Origin of the sequence: Polaribacter sp. 20A6 (assembly GCF_011378915.1) — a bacterium.
In the GTDB taxonomy this organism is placed as follows: domain Bacteria; phylum Bacteroidota; class Bacteroidia; order Flavobacteriales; family Flavobacteriaceae; genus Polaribacter; species Polaribacter sejongensis.
The window spans coordinates 279,991-299,772 of record NZ_WTPZ01000001.1 but is presented as its reverse complement, the minus strand read 5'-3'; the positions used below and the strand labels follow the sequence as shown (position 1 = coordinate 299,772).

At 29.1% G+C, this 19,782-nt stretch carries 12 protein-coding genes; 6 read left to right on the top strand and 6 right to left on the bottom strand.

What is annotated here, in order from left to right; translation table 11 throughout:
* Nucleotides 1–4 precede the first annotated feature (4 nt).
* Nucleotides 5–2,452, top strand: coding sequence for a TonB-dependent receptor (locus GQS57_RS01325; RefSeq protein WP_165730462.1), 2,448 nt, complete (start codon nt 5–7; stop codon nt 2,450–2,452).
* Nucleotides 2,453–2,600: 148 nt separating this feature from the next.
* Here GQS57_RS01325 and GQS57_RS01320 read toward each other — a convergent pair whose 3' ends face one another.
* Nucleotides 2,601–3,005: a helix-turn-helix transcriptional regulator gene (locus GQS57_RS01320; protein ID WP_165730460.1), complete on the bottom strand. Its 405-nt coding sequence runs from the start codon at nt 3,003–3,005 to the stop codon at nt 2,601–2,603.
* 81 nt (nt 3,006–3,086) lie between these two features.
* Here GQS57_RS01320 and GQS57_RS01315 point away from each other — a divergent pair, with 81 nt between their 5' ends.
* Entirely contained in the window at nt 3,087–5,522 is a 2,436-nt protein-coding gene (locus tag GQS57_RS01315) for a response regulator (RefSeq protein ID WP_165730458.1), read from the top strand.
* Here GQS57_RS01315 and bcp read toward each other — a convergent pair.
* Nucleotides 5,519–5,971, bottom strand: coding sequence for a thioredoxin-dependent thiol peroxidase (gene bcp / locus GQS57_RS01310; RefSeq protein ID WP_165730456.1), 453 nt, complete (start codon nt 5,969–5,971; stop codon nt 5,519–5,521). The two genes, GQS57_RS01315 and bcp, sit on opposite strands and share 4 nt — an antisense overlap.
* Nucleotides 5,972–6,996: 1,025 nt before the next feature.
* Here bcp and nth point away from each other — a divergent pair.
* Nucleotides 6,997–7,659, top strand: coding sequence for an endonuclease III (nth, locus tag GQS57_RS01305; protein WP_165730454.1), 663 nt, complete (start codon nt 6,997–6,999; stop codon nt 7,657–7,659).
* A 32-nt stretch (nt 7,660–7,691) separates the two neighbouring features.
* On the opposite strand, the gene GQS57_RS01300 is transcribed toward nth, so the two are convergent.
* Both GQS57_RS01300 and GQS57_RS01295 read right to left on the bottom strand, forming a co-directional pair.
* Entirely contained in the window at nt 7,692–8,318 is a 627-nt protein-coding gene (locus tag GQS57_RS01300; protein ID WP_165730452.1) for an SDR family oxidoreductase, read from the bottom strand.
* A gap of 304 nt (nt 8,319–8,622) precedes the next feature.
* Complete coding sequence (locus GQS57_RS01295) at nt 8,623–9,210, bottom strand: RNA polymerase sigma factor (RefSeq protein ID WP_165730450.1); 588 nt, start codon at nt 9,208–9,210, stop codon at nt 8,623–8,625.
* A gap of 216 nt (nt 9,211–9,426) precedes the next feature.
* Between GQS57_RS01295 and uvrA the strand changes: the two genes are divergently transcribed.
* From uvrA to GQS57_RS01280, 3 genes are all read left to right on the top strand, one after another.
* Nucleotides 9,427–12,219: an excinuclease ABC subunit UvrA gene (gene uvrA, locus GQS57_RS01290; protein ID WP_165730448.1), complete on the top strand. Its 2,793-nt coding sequence runs from the start codon at nt 9,427–9,429 to the stop codon at nt 12,217–12,219.
* A gap of 223 nt (nt 12,220–12,442) precedes the next feature.
* Nucleotides 12,443–15,301, top strand: coding sequence for a leucine-rich repeat domain-containing protein (locus GQS57_RS01285; RefSeq protein ID WP_165730446.1), 2,859 nt, complete (start codon nt 12,443–12,445; stop codon nt 15,299–15,301).
* 1 nt (nt 15,302) lies between these two features.
* The gene (locus tag GQS57_RS01280) at nt 15,303–16,415 is read left to right on the top strand and encodes a MauE/DoxX family redox-associated membrane protein (protein ID WP_165730444.1); all 1,113 of its coding nucleotides are present in this window, start codon (nt 15,303–15,305) and stop codon (nt 16,413–16,415) included.
* A 74-nt stretch (nt 16,416–16,489) separates the two neighbouring features.
* Here GQS57_RS01280 and GQS57_RS01275 read toward each other — a convergent pair whose 3' ends face one another.
* Together GQS57_RS01275 and GQS57_RS01270 are read right to left on the bottom strand one after the other, a co-directional pair.
* Nucleotides 16,490–17,572, bottom strand: a complete 1,083-nt coding sequence (locus GQS57_RS01275; RefSeq protein WP_165730442.1) for an HmuY family protein — start codon at nt 17,570–17,572, stop codon at nt 16,490–16,492.
* A 25-nt stretch (nt 17,573–17,597) separates the two neighbouring features.
* A complete protein-coding gene (locus tag GQS57_RS01270; RefSeq protein WP_165730440.1) occupies nt 17,598–19,727 on the bottom strand; it encodes a TonB-dependent siderophore receptor in 2,130 nt (709 codons plus the stop codon).
* Nucleotides 19,728–19,782 lie beyond the last annotated feature (55 nt).

The following is a 19,782-nucleotide window of genomic DNA, read 5'->3' as shown; positions in this document are numbered from 1 at the left end:
CTACGTGAAAAAAATCTTACTCTTTTTATACTTTCTGCCTGTTTTTGCTTTTGCTCAAAAAACCACCATTCTTAAAGGAACGGTTAATGATAAAAACAAACAACCTATTGAACAAGTTTCTATAAAGTATAATAACGTTGGTACCACCACAGATAAAAACGGAAACTACTCTATTCGAATTCCATTTAAAGAAGAAATAACGCTAGTTTTTAGTCATTTATCCTTTAGAACTTTTACAAAAAAATACATTGGAAATAGTAGAAATGGCGTCCGATATTCTGTTGTTCTTTCTTCAAAAACAGAAGAATTAGAAGAAATTGTAATTAAAGATAATGTAAGAAACGCCCAAGGTATTAAGAAGATTGATGTTGCAGTTGTTAAAAATGTAATTGGACCTAATGCGGGTGTAGAAAACGTATTAATGACTTTACCCGGTGTTAGTAATAACAACGAACTAAGTACGCAGTACAATGTAAGAGGTGGGAATTTTGATGAAAATTTAGTCTATGTAAACGGAATTGAAATTTACAGACCTTTTTTAATTAGATCTGGCCAACAAGAAGGCTTAAGTTTTATCAACTCTAATATGGTGCAGAATATTAATTTTTCTGCTGGTGGATTTCAAGCTAAATACGGAGATAAATTATCATCTGTTTTAGATATTACTTATAAAAAACCTACAGAAACTGCCACCACAATAGACGCTAGTTTATTAGGAGCAGGTGTTACATTTGAAGGCCGTTTTTTAAATAATAAATTAAGCACCATTACGGGTGTTAGATATAGAGACAATAGCTTATTTGTAAATAGTAAACAAATTGAGACTAATTTTAGACCACAATTTACAGATGTACAAACCTATTTATCTTATGACTTTTCAGAAAAATTTACATTAAATTTTCTAGGAAACTTTTCTCTAAACGATTATAATTATCAACCAATTTCTAGAAGCACACGTTTTGGTACCGTTGCAGATCCGTTAGAATTAATTGTTTTCTATTCGGGTCAAGAGGAAGACAAATATTTAACGATGTTTGGCGCTTTGTCTGCAGATTTTAAAGTGAATGATCATTTTACTTTAACAACTACAGTATCTAGATACAATACACAAGAAGAAGAACATTTTGATATTGCTGCAGCCTATAACTTAGGGGAAGTTGATGCCAATATTGGATCAGAAAATTTTGGTGAAGTAGATTTCTCACAAGGAATCGGATCACAATTAAATCATGCTCGTAATGATTTGGATGCTTTAATTACCAATATCCAGGTAAAAGGAACTATTAAGAAAGATGATATACAATGGAATTTTGGAGCTAAATATCAAAAAGAAGATATTAGAGACCGAATTAGAGAATGGGAAGTAATAGATTCTTTAGGTTTTTCTATAAGACCTCCAAACCATTCTTCTAACAATCAACCGTACGAACCTTTTGAAGGTGAAATCACTCCTTATCAAAACATCAGAAAAGATAATAACGTTGCCATTAATAGACTCTCTGCCTTTGTACAATTTAACCAACGTTCTTTTTGGAATGAGCATGAAGTTTTTTATAATTTAGGTATTAGAACTCAAAGTTGGTCTGTTACAGGAAACGGAATCGAGTCTAAAAACCAAACAATTATTAGTCCTAGAGGTCAATTTGCAATAAAACCGAATTGGGATAAGGATATGCTGTTTCGAATTTCTGGCGGATGGTATTCTCAACCACCTTCTTACAGAGAGTTAAGAGATTATAATGGTGATATTAATGTAGATGTAAAAGCTCAAAAATCGATTCACTTAGTTACAGGAATGGATTATAGTTTTGATATGTGGGACAGACCATTTAAACTAACCACAGAATTGTATTACAAAGATTTATCTGATGTAAACGCCTACTCTATAGACAATGTTAGAATTCGTTATAGAGCAGACAATGTTACAGAAGCGTATGCAACCGGATTGGATGTTCGCTTAAATGGTGAGTTTGTTCCTGGTAGCGAAAGTTGGGTAAGCTTAGGCTATTTAAAAACTGAAGAAAATATTGATAACCAAGGATATATTCCAAGACCTTCTGACCAACGAATAAAATTCGGAATTCTTTTTCAAGATTATGTTCCTAATTTACCAAACTTAAAAGCATATTTAAACTTGGTGTACAATACAGGTGTTCCTGGCGGCTCGCCTTCTTATGCTGATGTGTATGACTACCAAAGTCGTTTAAGAGATTATAAACGTGCAGATTTAGGAGTTTCTTATATTTTTGTGGATGCTAATAAACAATACGAAACGGGTTGGTTGTCTAAGTTTAAAGAATTATCCGCAGGTTTAGAGCTTTTTAATATGTTTGATATTCAAAACTCAATTACCAACACTTGGGTAAGAGATGTGTATTCTAAAACACAATTCGGTATTCCGAATTATATGACGGGTAGAGTTTTAAACTTAAAAGTAGGTATGAAGTTTTAATTCATAAAAAAAGCGGGCTGACATACATCAGCTCGCTTTTTCAAATTCAAACAAAATTACTTTCACTTTTTCACTATACTTCTAAGACTTCCCTTTTAGGAGCTTCTATAATATTCGTTGTATTTTTATATTTCGATAAAATGCTACTTTAATAAGCAAAAACATGAAACGCTTTTGCATACTGATACAAATCAAAGATGGATTCTAATTCTAATTTTTGTTTTATATTTTTTCTGTGCGTACTAACCGTAGTAGGCTCTATAAAAAGTTGTGCTGCAATTTTATTTGTTGTATTTCCATGAACAACCAATTTAAAAATTTGAAGCTCTTTGTTTGTTAATGAATTAAACTTAGATTTATTCAATTTTTTAAAACGCTTTTCTTCTTGTAAATTTTGAGAAAATTTACTAAGCGTAGACAAATCGTGTAAACTTAAATTATAAAAGCTAAGAAAATCTTCTATAAGGTTTATTGGTATTTCTTTATCTTTAATTTGATATTTATTACCAATAATTTTTAATTCATTATAATCATATAATTTTTTAACTTCCATATTTTTTTCTTTTTCATCAACAAAATTAAGCGGAAGTCATAAAAAAAAACCATACTTTAGTAGGGTATTTAAATTCTATTTGTGAAAATAAAACTAATATTCCTCTTACTAGTACTCACTTTAAATTCTTTTTCACAAGAGGAATCTTCTTCAATATATCATTCAATTTCCTTTTTTAAACAACCTTCTAAAGACACTGTTTCTATTACAGAAATTATTAAAAACTATGAATTAGGCAATTTTAAAAAAGAAGAGCAACCTAAAATTTATAAACATTTAGGAGAAAACACTTTATGGAATCACTTTTCATTATTACCAGCAACTTCAACAAAAACAGCATACAAGTACTTTACAATTGCAAACCCATATTTACCTTATGGAAAAATTTATTTAAAAAAGGGTAATCAAATCGACACACTTTACAAAGTATCTAATAACAAAGAATTTCCGCATAAAAATATTTTTTATAGACATCCGGTCTGGAAAATACCAGTAGATAACAATACAAAAACCGATGTTTTTCTGGAAGTTAAAAACAAGGATACTAGAACAAGAATGTCTTTCTTTCTAGAGACAGAGAATCAGTTTTTAAAGCGTGTAGAAACAGAATATTTTTATTTCGGAATGTTTATCGCATTTCTAATTTCGATGGCATTTATACTGGTCTTTTTTGCCATTTTAAAAAAGGAGTACACTGTTTTATTTTATCCTTTATACATTTTTACTGTTTTAATAGAATTTCTAGCTGGTAAAGGAATTGGAGTGCAATACTTCTGGTCAGGAAGTGAGTTTGCTATCAATAATATTAGAAGCCTTAGTCAGACAATTGGAGTAGCTTGTATTGGTTTTTTTTATATGAAGTTTTACAAATTAAACAAATCCCAAGTAATTCCTAAACTACTTTTTAAGATAGGAGCCTACATTGCGTTAACACTTTTACTATTCTATATCTATAAATTTTTCTTTGGCGGATTAATTGTTTTATACCTCTATGTTTGGACAATCTTAAAAGTAATTGCTTTTATTTGGGTATTAAATCACCTCTACTTAACCATTACAAAACAACTACCAATTTATTTAGTTATCGCTTTTATACTGCCAATTTTAGCAATAATAAGTGGTCAAATTATAAATCCAAGTGTCCACAATAGTTTGTATATAAAATTTAGCGGATCTACAATTTATTATATCACATTGGTTTTAGAAATTTTACTATTTACTCGATTTATTTTTGGTTCGGTCATAGAAACTCAGTTTAAATATTTTAAACTCAAAAAAGTGAGTAATGAATTAAAATATAATTTTCAAAATAAAACATTAGCCTTTCAACATACAGAAAGAAACAACTTAGTAAATAATGTTCATGATACTTTTGGAGGATATTTAGAAGCTTTAAAACTACGCTTATTGCAGAAAGATGAAAAAACACCAGAAAAAGTAGAAGAAATTTTAGATGCTTTTTATAAAGATTATAGATATTTATTAAACAGCTTGTACGCTCCAAAAGTTAATGCAGATAACTTTGTTGATAGTTTAATTGAATTCTGTACTAAAATAGATAATTTAACAAAACACAAAATCAGTTATAATTTCGACCTTAAAAACATCGAATTGTCGCAAGATAAATGTGTACACTTATATCGAATAATATCTGAGCTTACTACAAATGCTATAAAATACTCTAAAGCATCAGAAATTAAAATAACGCTAAACCAGCATAAAAACCAACTAATTACACTAAAAGTAACTGATAATGGAATTGGTTTTGATGAAAAAATAATAATCAAGAAAGGTTTCGGTTTAGAAAGTGTGAAAAACAGAGTAAAACAAATTAACGGAACTTTACAAATAAAAAAGGTTCGAATTTCGAAATTAATATCCCCATTACAAATGACTAAAACCCCAATAAGAATAGTTATTGCAGACGATAATCGTTTTTTTTGTGATGCTTTAAAAGACAGCTTAAATGTTCATTCGAAATTAAATGTAACCAATACTTTTATCACACTAAAAGAATTAATTGCATTTACAAATTATCAAAACTTAGATGTTTTAATCTTAGATGTAAATTTTAATGGAACATGTTCTTTAGATTTTATTGATAAAATAAAAAAAGGAAACAATCATTTTAAAATCATTGTATTAACCACCATGAATAATAATTTCATCAAAGAAAAAGCGATACATAAAGGGGTAGATGTTTTTGTTGGAAAAGATGAAGACTTACAAAATTTTAAAGATGTAATTCTAAATTGTTTCGTTAATAAATCTGTAAAAAAAGGAAAAACCTCCTCAAAAATAAATATTGACAACTATACATTTACAAAACGAAAATTAGAAATTTTACAAGCCTTATTTTTACATTCCGATAAAAATGAAAAAGAACTTTCTGCAATATTACATATTACAGAAAGTTCTTTAAAATCTCATAAAAGAGAGCTATTTGAAATTACAAATACTAAAAGCACACCTGAACTTATAAAGTTCGGAATTCAGAAATCGTTAATCATTGCTTAATCTAAAATCTGAGCGGCATGTGCCTTTGTTTTCACTTTTAAGATAATATCTTCAATTACACCTTTTTCATCAATTACAAAAGTGGTTCTGTGGATTCCATCATATTCTTTCCCCATAAACTTCTTTGGTCCCCAAACATTAAAAGCTTCAATTACAGCTTTGTCTTCATCTGCTAAAAGCGGAAAAGGCAATTCGTTTTTATTTATAAAATTTTGTTGTCTTTTTTCCGAATCTGCACTTACTCCTAAAACATCATATCCTTTTGCTAAAAAAGATTGATAGTTGTCGCGTAAATCACAAGCTTCGTTAGTACAACCCGGAGTACTTGCTTTTGGGTAAAAGAATAAAACTAATTTTTTACCTGCGTAATCAGAAAGTTTAATGGTATTTCCTGCGTTGTCTTTTGCTTCAAACTGCGGAGCGTTATCTCCTATTTTTAGTGATGTCATTTTTTTTGTTTTTAATTACAAAGATACAAAGTAACAAAGTATTCTTGAAGTCTAAAGTCGGTAGCTTATTAATAAATAACTATGTTTTGTATAGTCTCATTTTAATCATCCATAAATCAATTAAAATCTCAAATGTCACACTGAATTTGTCGAAGTTTATGTAAAATAGTCTTCGACAAGCTCAGACATACATACGCTAGGTAAATTGTTATTGGATATATTTAACCAGAAAAGAGAGCTTAATAATAAAAACATTGTCAAATTAGCACCAAACCCAATAAAAACTCTAAATGTCACACTGAGCTTGTCGAAGTGCAACCAAAATAGTCTTCGACAGATTCAGACTGAAATATTATAGATAAATTATTATTTAGCATGATTAACAAAAAAAGTGAGTTTAATAATAAAACATTATCAAATTAGTCCCCAAATTAATTAAAATCTCAAATGTCACACTGAGCTTGTCGAAGTGCATTCAAAATAGTCTTCGACAAACTCAGACAGACATATAATAGATAAATTGTTATTGGATATATTTAACCAGAAAAGAGAGTATAATAATAAAACATTACCAAATTAGGACCAACCCCAATTAAAACTCCAAATGTCATAAGTGCATCTAAAATAGTCTTCGACAAGCTCAGACAGACATACGCTAGGTAAATTGTTATTGGATATATTTAACCAGAAAAGAGAGCTTAATAATAAAAACATTGTCAAATTAGCACCAAACCCAATAAAAACTCTAAATGTCACACTGAGCTTGTCGAAGTGCACTCAAAATAGTCTTCGACAAGCTCAGACAGACATACGCTAGGTAAATTGTTATTGGATATATTTAACAAAAAAAGAGAGTTTAATAATAAAATATTCTCAAATTAGCACCAAACTCAATGAAAACTCCAAATGTCACACTGAGCTTGTCGAAGTGCTTTTTTCAATCTAAAAGTTAATTATAAAAAATAAATAAGGTTTCAATTAGAACTTTGTAACTTGCAGACTTGTAAATTTTGTAACTTCGAATAATGACTAAAAAAGAAAAAGTACAATTTGTAATTGACACACTTCAAGAAAAATATCCTGAAATACCTGTTCCTTTAGACCATAAAGATCCTTATACGTTGTTAATTGCTGTTTTATTGTCTGCGCAATGTACAGATGTTAGAGTGAATAAAATTACACCATTGTTGTTCGCTAAAGCGGATAATCCTTTTGATATGGTAAAAATGACCGTAGAAGAAATTAAGGAAATTATTCGTCCTTGTGGTTTATCTCCAATGAAGAGTAAAGGGATTTACGGATTGTCTAAAATTTTAATTGAAAAATATGACGGTGAAGTTCCCCAAACTTTCGAAGGTTTAGAAGAATTACCAGCGGTTGGTCATAAAACGGCTGGAGTTGTATTGAGTCAGGCTTTTGGAATACCTGCTTTTCCTGTGGATACCCATATTTTAAGACTAATGTATCGTTGGAATTTGAGCAACGGAAAAAGTGTTGCACAAACAGAAAAAGATGCAAAACGTCTGTTTCCTAAAGAAATTTGGAACGATTTACATTTACAAATCATTTGGTACGGACGTGAATATTCTCCTGCCCGTGGTTGGGATTTAGATAAAGATATTATTACTAGTACAGTTGGTAGAAAATCAGTTTTAGGCGAATATCATAAAAAAAATAATACACCTTAATTAAGGTGTATTATTTATACTAAAAAGAAGTTTTATGAACTAGGTATTGCTTCACCTATTAACGTTTCTCCTGCTATTATTTCAAAAGTATTATTAACAGCTGCAGTATCGTGTAAAGCATGTACTAAAGTTTGCGCAACATCATCTCTACTAATTTCTCCAGGTTTATTTAACTTGGTACTCAATTCTATTTTACCTATTCCTTTATCATTATTTAAAGCTCCTGGTCTAACAATAGAATAAGGAACATTACTTTCTCTTAAATAAACATCTGCATTTTGTTTTGCTTTTAAATAATCTTTAAGCTTGTCTGAACTTTCTGGGTTATCTGCTCCCATAGAACTTAACATTACAAACTTTCTAACTTTTGTATGCTTACCAGCGTCTATTAACTTCTTAGCACCTTCTTGATCGACTGCTACTACTTTTTTGCCACCAGAACCGGCTGCGAAAATAATTTTATCAATATTTTCTGTTGTAAATGAAACGTCCTTTTCTAAATCTGCTAAAATAGTGGTTACATTTTCATCTTCAAACTGCTTTTTCTGACTCTCTTTGCGAACCATAGCAATTGGATTAAAATATTGTGATTTTTGTAATAAGTGTACTATCTTTTTTCCTGTGGTACCATTGGCACCTGCTACTAATATATTTTCCATGACTGCAAGTTCCGTAAAAGCCAAAGACTCTATTAACTCATATAACATAAAAAAAGATGCATACAAAAAAAAGCCCCAACGTTAGTTGAAGCTTTTTCCTCTCTTAATTCAAATTCAATTCAATGAAGTCTTTTGATTTCGTTTTTACAAAAGTTAGCGATTTGGAAAAATTAATCAAAAATTGAACTGTTTCTTGTTTGGGTTGCATCTGTAAATCAGAAGGCTTTTTTGAGTAAAGTTGCATCATATAGTTTGTTTAATAAATTGGTTATAAACTACTAACGACACCTTTTTTCATTTATTGTTAATCTACTAAAATAATTTTATGTTTCTCTATTAACTTACGCATATTTATAAGCGCATAGCGCATTCTACCCAATGCAGTATTAATACTAACACCTGTATTTTCGCTAATTTCTTTAAAACTCATATCTTTATACATACGCATTACCAAAACTTCTTTTTGTTCTTCTGGCAATTCATTAATAAGCTCTCTAACATCTGTATGTATCTGATCTTTTATAATTTGTTTTTCAGCATTTAAGTTTCCATCGCCTAACACAGAAAAAATATCAAACTCACTTGTATTTTTAAAAGAAGGCATTCTGTTAGTTTTTCTAAAATGATCTATCACCAAATTATGCGCAATACGCATAACCCAAGGTAAAAACTTACCTTCTTCGTTATAATTTCCTTTTTTTAAAGTTCTAATAACTTTTATAAATGTATCCTGAAAAACGTCTTCTGTAATATCTCTGTCGTGTACTTTACTATATATAAAGCTAAACAATCTTTGCTGATGTCTTTTAATTAAAACCGCTAAAGCTGCTTCATTTCCTTTAATGTAATCGCTTACTAAAGTACTATCTGTATTTGAGTTTTTCTGCATCATAACTACTGTTGAAGAACAAGTTGCTCTTCTTTTTTTATTATTAAATTAATAATTTAAAAGTAGTTTTTTATGTATATGCGTCTAATTTAGTGGTGCTTATGAAAGCCAAATATCAATATTATTTTTTAAATCGACAAATATTTTAGCAAAATTCATTCACATTTCTTTTAAAATGGATTAAAAAAACGGTATTTTTATAGCTTATATTTTTCATAAATGAAGACTGACATTTCTAAAGTAAATCCGAAAGAAAATATTATTATTAAAGGAGCTAGACTCCACAACCTAAAGAATATAGATGTAGTTATACCAAGAAATAAATTGGTGGTAATTACAGGTCTTTCTGGTTCTGGAAAGTCATCTTTAGCTTTTGATACGCTATATGCAGAAGGTCAAAGACGTTATGTAGAGAGTTTATCTTCGTATGCGCGTCAGTTTTTAGGGAAATTGCACAAACCAAAAGTAGATTATATTAAAGGTATTGCACCCGCAATTGCCATTGAGCAAAAAGTAAATTCTACAAATCCACGTTCTACCGTAGGTACCTCAACAGAAATTTACGATTATATTAAACTTCTATATGCTAGAATAGGTAAAACCTTCTCTCCTATTTCTGGTAAAGAAGTTAAAAAAGACACCGTTTCTGATGTTGTTAATTTTGTAAAAGAGTTTGATGAGAAAACAAAACTATTACTATTAGCGCCTATTTCTATTGATGAAAACCGCGATTTAAAAACCGTTTTACAAGTTTTAGAGCAACAAGGCTACGCACGTTTAAAATGGAATGATAAAGTGTACCGAATTGCAGATTTTCCGCAAGCGGATTTTAAGAACGAACCTTTATATTTAGTAGTAGATAGAATTGTAACAAAAGACGATGAAGATTTTTACAACCGATTAGCAGATTCAATTCAGACTACTTTTTTTGAAGGAAAAGGTATTTGTTTTATAGAAAATTTATCCGATAATAAAGTCGCTGAATTTAGTAATAAGTTCGATTTAGACGGAATGTCATTTCTAGAACCGAACACACATTTATTCAGTTTTAACAATCCGTATGGTGCTTGCCCAACTTGTGAAGGGTATGGAAATGTAATTGGTATTGATGAAGATTTGGTCATACCAAATACAGGTTTATCAATTATGGAAGATTGTATTTTTCCATTTAAAACACCTTCTTATATTCATTATAAGGAAGAATTAATAGATGTTGCTTATCAGTTTGATATTCCTATTCACAAACCTTGGTTTCAACTTACAGAAGAACAACAAGAATTGGTTTGGAACGGAAATAAATCATTCAACGGAATTCACCATTTCTTTACTGTTTTAGAAGAAAAGAGCTATAAAATTCAGAATAGAGTCATGCTTTCTCGCTACCGCGGAAAAACAAAATGTACGTCTTGTAACGGAAAACGTTTACGACACGAAACTAATTTTGTCAAAATAAATGATAAAACAATATCAGACTTAGTAACGCTTCCTTTAGATGAATTGGCAGTCTTTTTTAAGAACATCAAACTAGACAAATACGAAGAAAAAATAGGGAAACGTTTATTAACGGAAATCAACAATCGTTTGTTGTTTTTAACCGATGTTGGCTTGTCTTATTTAACTATAAACAGAACCTCTAACACACTTTCTGGAGGTGAAAGTCAGCGTATTAATTTGGCAACTTCACTAGGAAGTTCTTTAGTGGGTTCTATGTATATTTTAGATGAACCGAGTATTGGTTTGCATCCAAAAGACACAGAAAGATTGATTGGTGTTTTAAAAGATTTACGAGATTTAGGAAACACAGTTGTGGTAGTAGAACACGACGAAGATATTATGCGAGAAGCCGATTATATTATAGATATCGGTCCAGAAGCTGGTACTTATGGCGGACACGTAGTTGCCGAAGGAAATTTTGATGAAATCTTAAAATCAGAATCTTTAACTGCTAAATATCTGAATGAAGAATTAAAAATTGAAGTTCCTACAAAGCGTAGAACTTCTAGAAATAAAATTGAAATTATTGGAGCTAGAGAAAACAATTTAAAAAATGTAGATGTTACGTTTCCATTAAATTGTTTGTCTGTAATTACCGGAGTTTCTGGTTCCGGAAAAAGTACGTTGGTTAAAAATATTTTGTATCCAACAATGCAAAAAAAACTGATTGGTCACGGAGAAAAAGTTGGCCAACATACAGAAGTAAAAGGAGATTTTGACACTTTAAAACACGTAGAATTTATCGATCAAAACCCTATTGGGCGTTCATCTCGTTCCAATCCGGTAACATATATAAAAGCGTATGATGATATTCGTTCTCTATTTGCAAATCAAAAATTATCAGGCATTAGAAACTACAAACCAAAACACTTTTCTTTTAACGTAGAAGGCGGTCGTTGCGAGGTTTGTAAAGGTGAAGGAGAAGTTACTATAGAAATGCAATTTATGGCAGACGTGCATTTAGAATGCGATGTTTGTAACGGAAAACGCTTTAAAAAAGAAGTTTTAGAAGTAAAATTTGATGGTAAATCTATTGACGATATTTTAAACTTAACCATAGATGATGCTGTTGCATTTTTCTCGGAAAATTTAGTTCCTAAAATTGCTAGTAAATTAAAACCTTTACAAGATGTTGGTTTGGGTTATGTGCAATTAGGTCAGTCTTCTTCTACCCTTTCTGGTGGAGAAGCGCAACGTATAAAATTAGCGTCATTTTTGGTAAAAGGAAACACCAAAGACAAGGCTTTATTTATTTTTGATGAACCTACAACAGGTTTACATTTTCATGATATTAAAAAATTATTGGCATCATTTAATGCTTTAATAGACAAAGGGCATTCCATTATTGTCATAGAACACAATATCGAATTAATTAAATGTGCAGATTACATTATAGACTTAGGTTTAGAAGGTGGTAAAAATGGTGGAAACCTTATTTTTCAAGGAACTCCAGAAGATTTAGTTAAAAATAAGGAGTCTTATACAGCTAAATATTTGGCTGAGAAGTTGGTTTATTAAAAGCTATTTCCTGTTTTCACTACTCGCTTTTTTTATGCTGAACAAAAATCAACATAAAAAAGAGCTCAGACAAATAGCCTGTCTTGAGCACAGTTGAAAGGTTCAATCAGGGCTAGACTTGTTGTAGACTAATTGAAAAACTAAGATTTTTTAGCTTATTTAATGGTGAAAAAACAGCTTTTAATTAAACTATTTTTTAAGTTTACAGAAACAGAAAACTATTATGTATAAAATTTTAAATTTAGTACTCTTAATATTTAGCTTTTCTACATTGCAATCTCAAAATTACAATAGTTATTCTAAGCAATTTAATTCTCTTTATGGAGCTAAAAGTGAAGTAGACATTACTCATTTAAAAAGGTTTGGTTTTCAAGATGTATTTGATTACAACGATAGAGATTTTATAGAGAATAAAGATTCTGTGCATGTAATTTCTAAAATAAAATATGTTTCTATAAAAATTTCAGAAAATTTAGATGTTAAAGCTATCATAGAAAACTTAGAAAGCTTACCAAATTTAGAATATATACGATTTAACACACCTGCTGCGTTATTTAGGGACGGAAAAGTAGAAAACATCGTTTTTCCTGACAATCTTTACAAACTAAAAAACGTAAAAACAGTTTCTTTAAAAGGAGACTTTTATTGGAATTATGATGTTTTTATTAATACAGTCTCAAAACTACCTAATTTAGAAAACCTATCTTTAATTTATGCTTCTTTTCCTAGTAAAGTTTTTCAAAATCCTAATTTTCATAAATTAAAACATCTACTTGGCTTATCTTATTCTGGTTCTAATAAAATTCAGTTTCCAGAAAGCATAAAAGAATTCACTAACCTAACATCTTTAAGTTTAAGTTTTGACTCAAATGAAAACTCGAAAAAAGAATTATCTAAACTCTACTATTTACCTAATTTAAAATTTTTAAATCTAAATTATATTACTATAGAGGATATAAGTCTACCTAAATTTAAATATTTGAAAGAACTTTCTCTTTCATCAGTAGAAATTAAAAGTTCAGATAATTTCTTTTCAGATCTTTCTAAAATAAAGCCTTTAGAATCATTAATATTATTAAACAATAAACTGTCATTTCCAAAAGAAATTCCGCTTTTAAAATCGTTAAAAAACTTTTATAGTTCTAATAATTCATTAGGAAAAACATTACCAAATAATTTTTACAACCTTACTAATCTTAAACATTTAGAAATTCAAGGAAGTAAAGTAGCTTCAATATCAAATGATTTAAATAATCTTAAAAAACTTACAATTTTAAAGTTATATTTCAATGAAATAAAGACCTTACCTAATAATATTAGTAGTTTATCAAACTTACAAAAACTATTTTTAAATAATAATTTAATAGAACAATTACCTGTTAATATTGAGCTTCCAAAGTTATCATATTTAAATTTAGATAATAATAACATTCAGTATTTACCAAATTCTATAACAAATTTAAAAAATCTTGACACTTTAAATTTAGAAGAAAATTATATTAAAAAACTTCCTAAAGATATAGGAAGCCTAAAGAGCCTTAAACAATTAAATTTAGAATTAAATGATTTTACAGAACTACCTAAATCAATAAAAAAACTAGAAAATTTAGAAAACCTTAATATCTCTAGAAATAAAATAACAGAATTACCATCAAATTTCGGTAATCTTCATAAACTTAAAACATTAGATGCTGGCTTTTGTTTGTTAAAAAAATTGCCAACATCATTTGGTAAATTAAAGAGTTTAGAAAAATTAGTGTTGACAAATAATAATTTACAATCACTCTCTAAAAATTTTGGAGAACTTGAGAATTTAAAAAAGCTATATCTTTACAATAGAGAATATTATAATTTTGTTTTTGACAGAAACTTCAAAAGAGATTCTACCATAACTTTAAAGGTTTTAACAAATAATATAACTGTATTACCATACTCTTTTTCCAATTTATCAAAATTAGATTTTATAGAACTTTCTTTAAATCAAAATATTGATGAAAATATTTTATTTGAGATTCTTAAAAAATCAAAATTTAAAAATTATACAATTAATTTAGAAAAATGTAATATTAAAAAGTTACCAGATAATCATTGGAATACAATAAAAGCAGCATCCATAGATGTTAGAGATAATTTAATTACATCAATTCCAAAAGATATAATAAACGCTGAATGTCTAAATGAATTAAATTTAAATAGAAATAAAGGAATAAATACCTACAGAGGTAATAAAACACAACTCCAATTGCTTTTTGTTGAAGAAGGTTTTATCAAGGAGAAAGACCTAGAAAAAACAGATGAATTGGCAATTGCTTATGCAGAAACAGCAAACAGAAAGATTCGTAATAAAGAATATATAAAAGGAGTTGAATATGCAGAAAAAGCATTTTCTATAAATAAAAAAACAACTAATAAATATTTATATAAAGATAGTTATATAGAAGCTTTATATTATTCAAAGAATTATCATAAATCTATTTTGTTTACTAATAATCAAATAAAAAAAGACACTTCTGAGCATGTACGATTTTTAAACTCTATTATTCCTAATTTTAAATACAAAGCTAAAAGTGAGCTTGCAATAGGTGATACTATTCAAGCATTAAAAACGTTAGAAATAGTTAGTACAAAGTTTAATGGAAATAAATGGACAGAAGCAGGAATGTTATCAAAAAAAATAAATAAAGATTCTCTTTCTAAAAAATACTTTGAAGAATCTTATCAATTTTATAAAAAATACATTAATAATAATCCTAAAGCCTGGGGATATCATTTAAGTTTAATTGAAGCCTATATAATTGGTGATAATATAGAATTAGCTAAAGAACACATAAAAAATATAAAATTTTTAAAAATTGATGATAAAAATTACAGTTCTTTAGTATCATATTTTGAAATAATTATAAAAATAATTGAAAAAATTAACTATACTCCTAATTTTGCAGAATTTAAAAATTCTTTAGAAGAGAATAAAGTCAACTTAAAAAGTTGGAGTTTTCAATTAATTGAAGACTGGGTTCAGTTAGCTAGTTTAAATAAGACTCAGAAGATAAAAATAATTAGATTAAATAATCTTTACAAATAGAATGATTACAAATCTAACAGACAAACAGAAAATAAACTGGGTAAGAATCCTTGCTATTCTTGCGGTATTAGTAATGATGGTGTACGCACCAAAGTTATGGTTGACTACTAAAAATTTCCCTGTAATTCCATTGTTTGACTGGTTGCCAATTCCTACCTATCCGTTCGATTATATTTTAGCTGGATTCTTTTTTGCAATACAAATTCTATACATTTTTCAGAATAAAAGATGGCAAGGTTGGACGATTCTTGCACTCTATCTCTTTTTAGCTTTAGTAGATCAAAACCGACTTCAACCCTACTTTTATCAGAGTTTCTTAACCATTTTAGCTATAGAAATTTTCAACAGAAAAGCAAATCCAAGAAAAATATTATATGCCATAATTTTAATCTTTTTTGCTACTTATTTCTGGAGCGGAATTCAGAAATTGAATGAAGCCTTTTACATTCAATGGTTGGGTGCTATCAACAAACATTTTAGTTTTTTACCACAATGGTTTTTAGTAGCTTTTACCTATGCAGTGCCTTGGTTAGAGGCTTTAATGGGCATATTATTGCTCTTTAATAAAACAAGAAAATTCGGAGTTGTTTTTATTCTTTTAATGCACGGTACTATTACCGTTTTACTATTTTATTTAGGATATGGTTACAATGTGGTACCTTGGAATATTCAGAACATGATAAGTGTAGTAATTCTATTTTGGACGCTTAAAACATCAAATGCTTTTGAATTTTTTATAAAATATTTCAATACACAAAAATTAGCCATTTTGGTTTTTACCATTATGTTGCCCTTAGCAAACAATCTAACTGGTTTTTATGACAATCTGTTATCATTCCATTTTTTTACAGCAGATTTAAAATATTACATTATTTATCTAGATGAGGAACTACAAGAAAAACTACCAGAAAACGCACAAAATTTCTACAGAACTTTTGAAGGTAAAACCTATATAAACGTTATAGAATGGTCTTCTGACCAAAACAAAGTTTTATTTTATCCAGAAGATAGAGCCATTGAATATTTAGACACCTATCTACGTTCTTTTGCAGAAGATCCAGATAAAGAAGGCTTAACCCAATTGGTAAATTATAATCAAGTTATTAAGGAATAAAAAAGCCATTTAAACTTTCGTTTAAACGGCCTTTCCAACTAAAATAACAATCTAAAGATTGCTGAGGGACTATTTTATTGCAATAAACTATATACAAATTCAGGATATCCACGCTCTCCTGCATCATTAGTTAATGCTAAAAATTTTAATTTATATAAATTACCATCGGTATCAGTTACCACATAAAAGACATTCTCTTTCAATGAAGGTAAACTACTAGGTCCTCCCCCGTTTCTCCAACTACTTCCAATACTTCTTTGGTCTGTAGTAAATTTAGTAGCATCTACATCGGTTATAGAAAAATCATCATAAGTAAATGCATCTACTTCTGTATCTAACTTATAAACTTTAGCATCTGATTTTGTATTATTTGTTACATAATCTGGATATACATAAGGTCCTGCAGTAGGAATTAAGTTTGTAAAAATTGTAAAATTTAAATCCCATTCGTTTTTTAAAGGTTCTACACTAACTTCATTTTCAGTATTAAAACTAAAAAAAGTAAAATGATATGCTTCATTTTTAGAAATAGTAATTTCTTTGTGTGTAGTAGCATCTAAATCGGCATACTGTAAGATATAATTATTACCATCTTTCAAAATTCTAATTTTTTTCCAACCTCTAGCTTCTCCATTAGCAGAATAACTACCTGTTGCAGGTGCAGTAGTATCTACTTCATACCCAAGATTTACTAAATATACTTTGTTCTCAGAATCCGTATCAGAAATTTCAGAAATCGCAGTTTCAAGAATATTTCCATTTGGAGCATCAACAAAAGGAGCACTTTCATCTGTATACGTATTTGTTCTTACCAATGGTTGTAAATCGATTACTTCTTGATCTGAAGATTTAACTTCATCAATATTAGTAGTAGAAAGTGCTGCAGTTGCCATAGAAATTGATCCATTTAAGCTAACTCTAAATTCTGATCCTGAATAGAAACCTAAATCCCAAGAGTCTCTTTTACCAACAGTAGTTGTATTTGTACTTAAATCTACATATACTTGATTTGGTTCATTTGGTCCACCAACTTCTGGTGAAATTGCTGCTCCGTCTATAACTACAGCTATTGGTGCTATTGGTGCATCTTCGGAGTCACAACTTGTAAACGAAAATACAGCTGCACATAAAATAAAGGTTAAAAATTTGTTTGTCATGATTTTAATATTTGGTTATTAGTGTTTAAAAATTAAGGTTATATAATAGTTTTAAGTAGTAAGAACGGCCGTAACCCAATAACAACGAACTATCGTTTGTTGCGTGTGCTACTCCGTCTGTACTTGCATTACTAACATTCACATTAGTAACATCAAATAAGTTTCTTCCACCTAAAATGGCTTGAATTTTATTGTTAAAGAATGATTTTTTTATAGAAGCATCTACCCAATTATAAGCGCTTGTAGTAGATTTAGAAAACACAGAATTTCCATTTTCATCTACTCCAGATGAAATATAGTTTTGTTGATTGCCATTGTGTTTAAACAATACGGTAAGTGATGTTTTCCATTTTTTGATGTTATAATTAGCACTTGTATTTAGTTGTAAAGAATACAAAAAGTCGTTTTCTGCATTTACTTCATTAGTAGCAATTCTAGAAACACCTTGTAAAGTAGCTCCTAAATTAAATGTAAAATTGTCTTTTTTAATACTGTTTTCAGAAGTGATTCCCCATAATTTATAAGCATCAATATTAATGTATTGATATTGTAGAGGAGTTGGATTTACAATTGCCAAGTCTATTTTATCGGCAACATCTAAATAGCTAACTTTAAAACTATTTAATAAAGAAAAATCATTAATGTAACTGTATTTTTTTAGGTTGATAAACGCTGAAAATCCATTTTCTGGATTCAAATTTTCATTTCCCCTCACATCATGATTAGAGTCTACAAAGTAATAATACAATTCTTCAAAATTTGGCGTTCTGTAAGAGGTACCAATGTTACCACGCAACTCAAAACCTTTGTTCAATAAATAACGAGCACTTAGAGAAGCTAATAATTTAGATTTAAATAAGGAATTATACTCGTATCGTACACCAGGTCTTAATGTAAAAGCATCAGAAAACTTTAATTCTGATGAACCATAAAAAGCATAATTGTTCTGAGATTGGGTTTTATCTTGTTGTGTAACATCACCAGAAGCTTGGGTATCAAAACCATTTATAAACCTTGTTTCATATCCTAACTGAAAGTTTAAAAAATCGTTTTTAACCAAATTATTGATGCTTCCTTTAGAAAAGAATACTTTACTAGATTGATATACTTCATCCGTTTCGTTACTTTTTTCTGTACTTAAAATGTAGTAGTTAAATTCGTTTAAATAACGCTTTTGTTGCTGATAAGAAACTGAAGCACTGTAGTTAGCTCCAGAGTTTAAACTACCTACAAGATTTACATTATTTACAAATCTATGCGTTCTAAAAATTTTATCCGTTGCAGACGGATTACTCGTTTGTGCTTGTGTGTCTATATTGGCTCTAACAGCAGCGTCGTAATAATTTATAGTTTCATTAAAGTATTCAAACTTATAAAATAACTGAAAATTTTCTTTTTTATACTGTACAAAAGCATTGGTATTTAATTGCTCTTTTGGCAACCAATCATATCCTCTTAAACCATTATTCTCATAATAATTCTTTCCCTGTTTTCCGTTATAAAAACCTGCAAACTGATTGCGATTTACGCCAACTCTAGCAAGCCAATTTTCGTTTATATTATGTCCAACATTTAACGCCTGTATATGTCTACCTTCATCAAACCAAGCATATTCATCACTTACCGTTTCTTCTTGTAAAGACGCATTAATATTCCACTTATTAGTTATCGATTTTTTTGTGATAATATTGATGACTCCAGAGACTGCATTTGCGCCATACTCTACGCCCATTGCGCCTTCCACAATTTCTATTTGCTCAACATCATCTAAATTAATCTGTGTTAAATCGATGTTGTTTCCAAGTCCATTGTCACTTACTAAAGGAATATTATCAACCAAAATATTAAAATATTGAGCATCTAATCCGAAGAAAGAGATTGTAGACTTCCCTGTTTGAGAACTAGGTACAATCGTTAAGTTCAAATTAAAATTTAATACATCTGCTAAATTGTTTGCTGCCTGACTTTCTATCTGCTCCCTTTTAATGACAGTTACATTATGTACAGATTTTTTTACAGATTGAGGATTGTATTGCCCCGTTATTACAACTTCATCTAAATTTGTAATTCTAGTTGAATCTTTTTCCCTCTTTTGACCAAAAGTTGAAAAAGAAAAAAGTAATAATGCAATTGTAATCTCTCTATTTAGAAACATTCTTAATAATTTTCGACAAATATATATCTTATTTTTAATCAGTCTAAATAAATTG

Coding starts and splice junctions, on each gene's coding strand:
- GQS57_RS01320 (WP_165730460.1), bottom strand. CDS start 3,005: ATGGAAGTTAAAAAATTATATGATTATAATGAATTAAAAATTATTGGT.
- uvrA (WP_165730448.1), top strand. CDS start 9,427: ATGAAGACTGACATTTCTAAAGTAAATCCGAAAGAAAATATTATTATT.
- GQS57_RS01300 (WP_165730452.1), bottom strand. CDS start 8,318: ATGGAAAATATATTAGTAGCAGGTGCCAATGGTACCACAGGAAAAAAG.
- GQS57_RS01280 (WP_165730444.1), top strand. CDS start 15,303: ATGATTACAAATCTAACAGACAAACAGAAAATAAACTGGGTAAGAATC.
- GQS57_RS01270 (WP_165730440.1), bottom strand. CDS start 19,727: ATGTTTCTAAATAGAGAGATTACAATTGCATTATTACTTTTTTCTTTT.
- bcp (WP_165730456.1), bottom strand. CDS start 5,971: ATGACATCACTAAAAATAGGAGATAACGCTCCGCAGTTTGAAGCAAAA.
- nth (WP_165730454.1), top strand. CDS start 6,997: ATGACTAAAAAAGAAAAAGTACAATTTGTAATTGACACACTTCAAGAA.
- GQS57_RS01275 (WP_165730442.1), bottom strand. CDS start 17,572: ATGACAAACAAATTTTTAACCTTTATTTTATGTGCAGCTGTATTTTCG.
- GQS57_RS01285 (WP_165730446.1), top strand. CDS start 12,443: ATGTATAAAATTTTAAATTTAGTACTCTTAATATTTAGCTTTTCTACA.
- GQS57_RS01295 (WP_165730450.1), bottom strand. CDS start 9,210: ATGATGCAGAAAAACTCAAATACAGATAGTACTTTAGTAAGCGATTAC.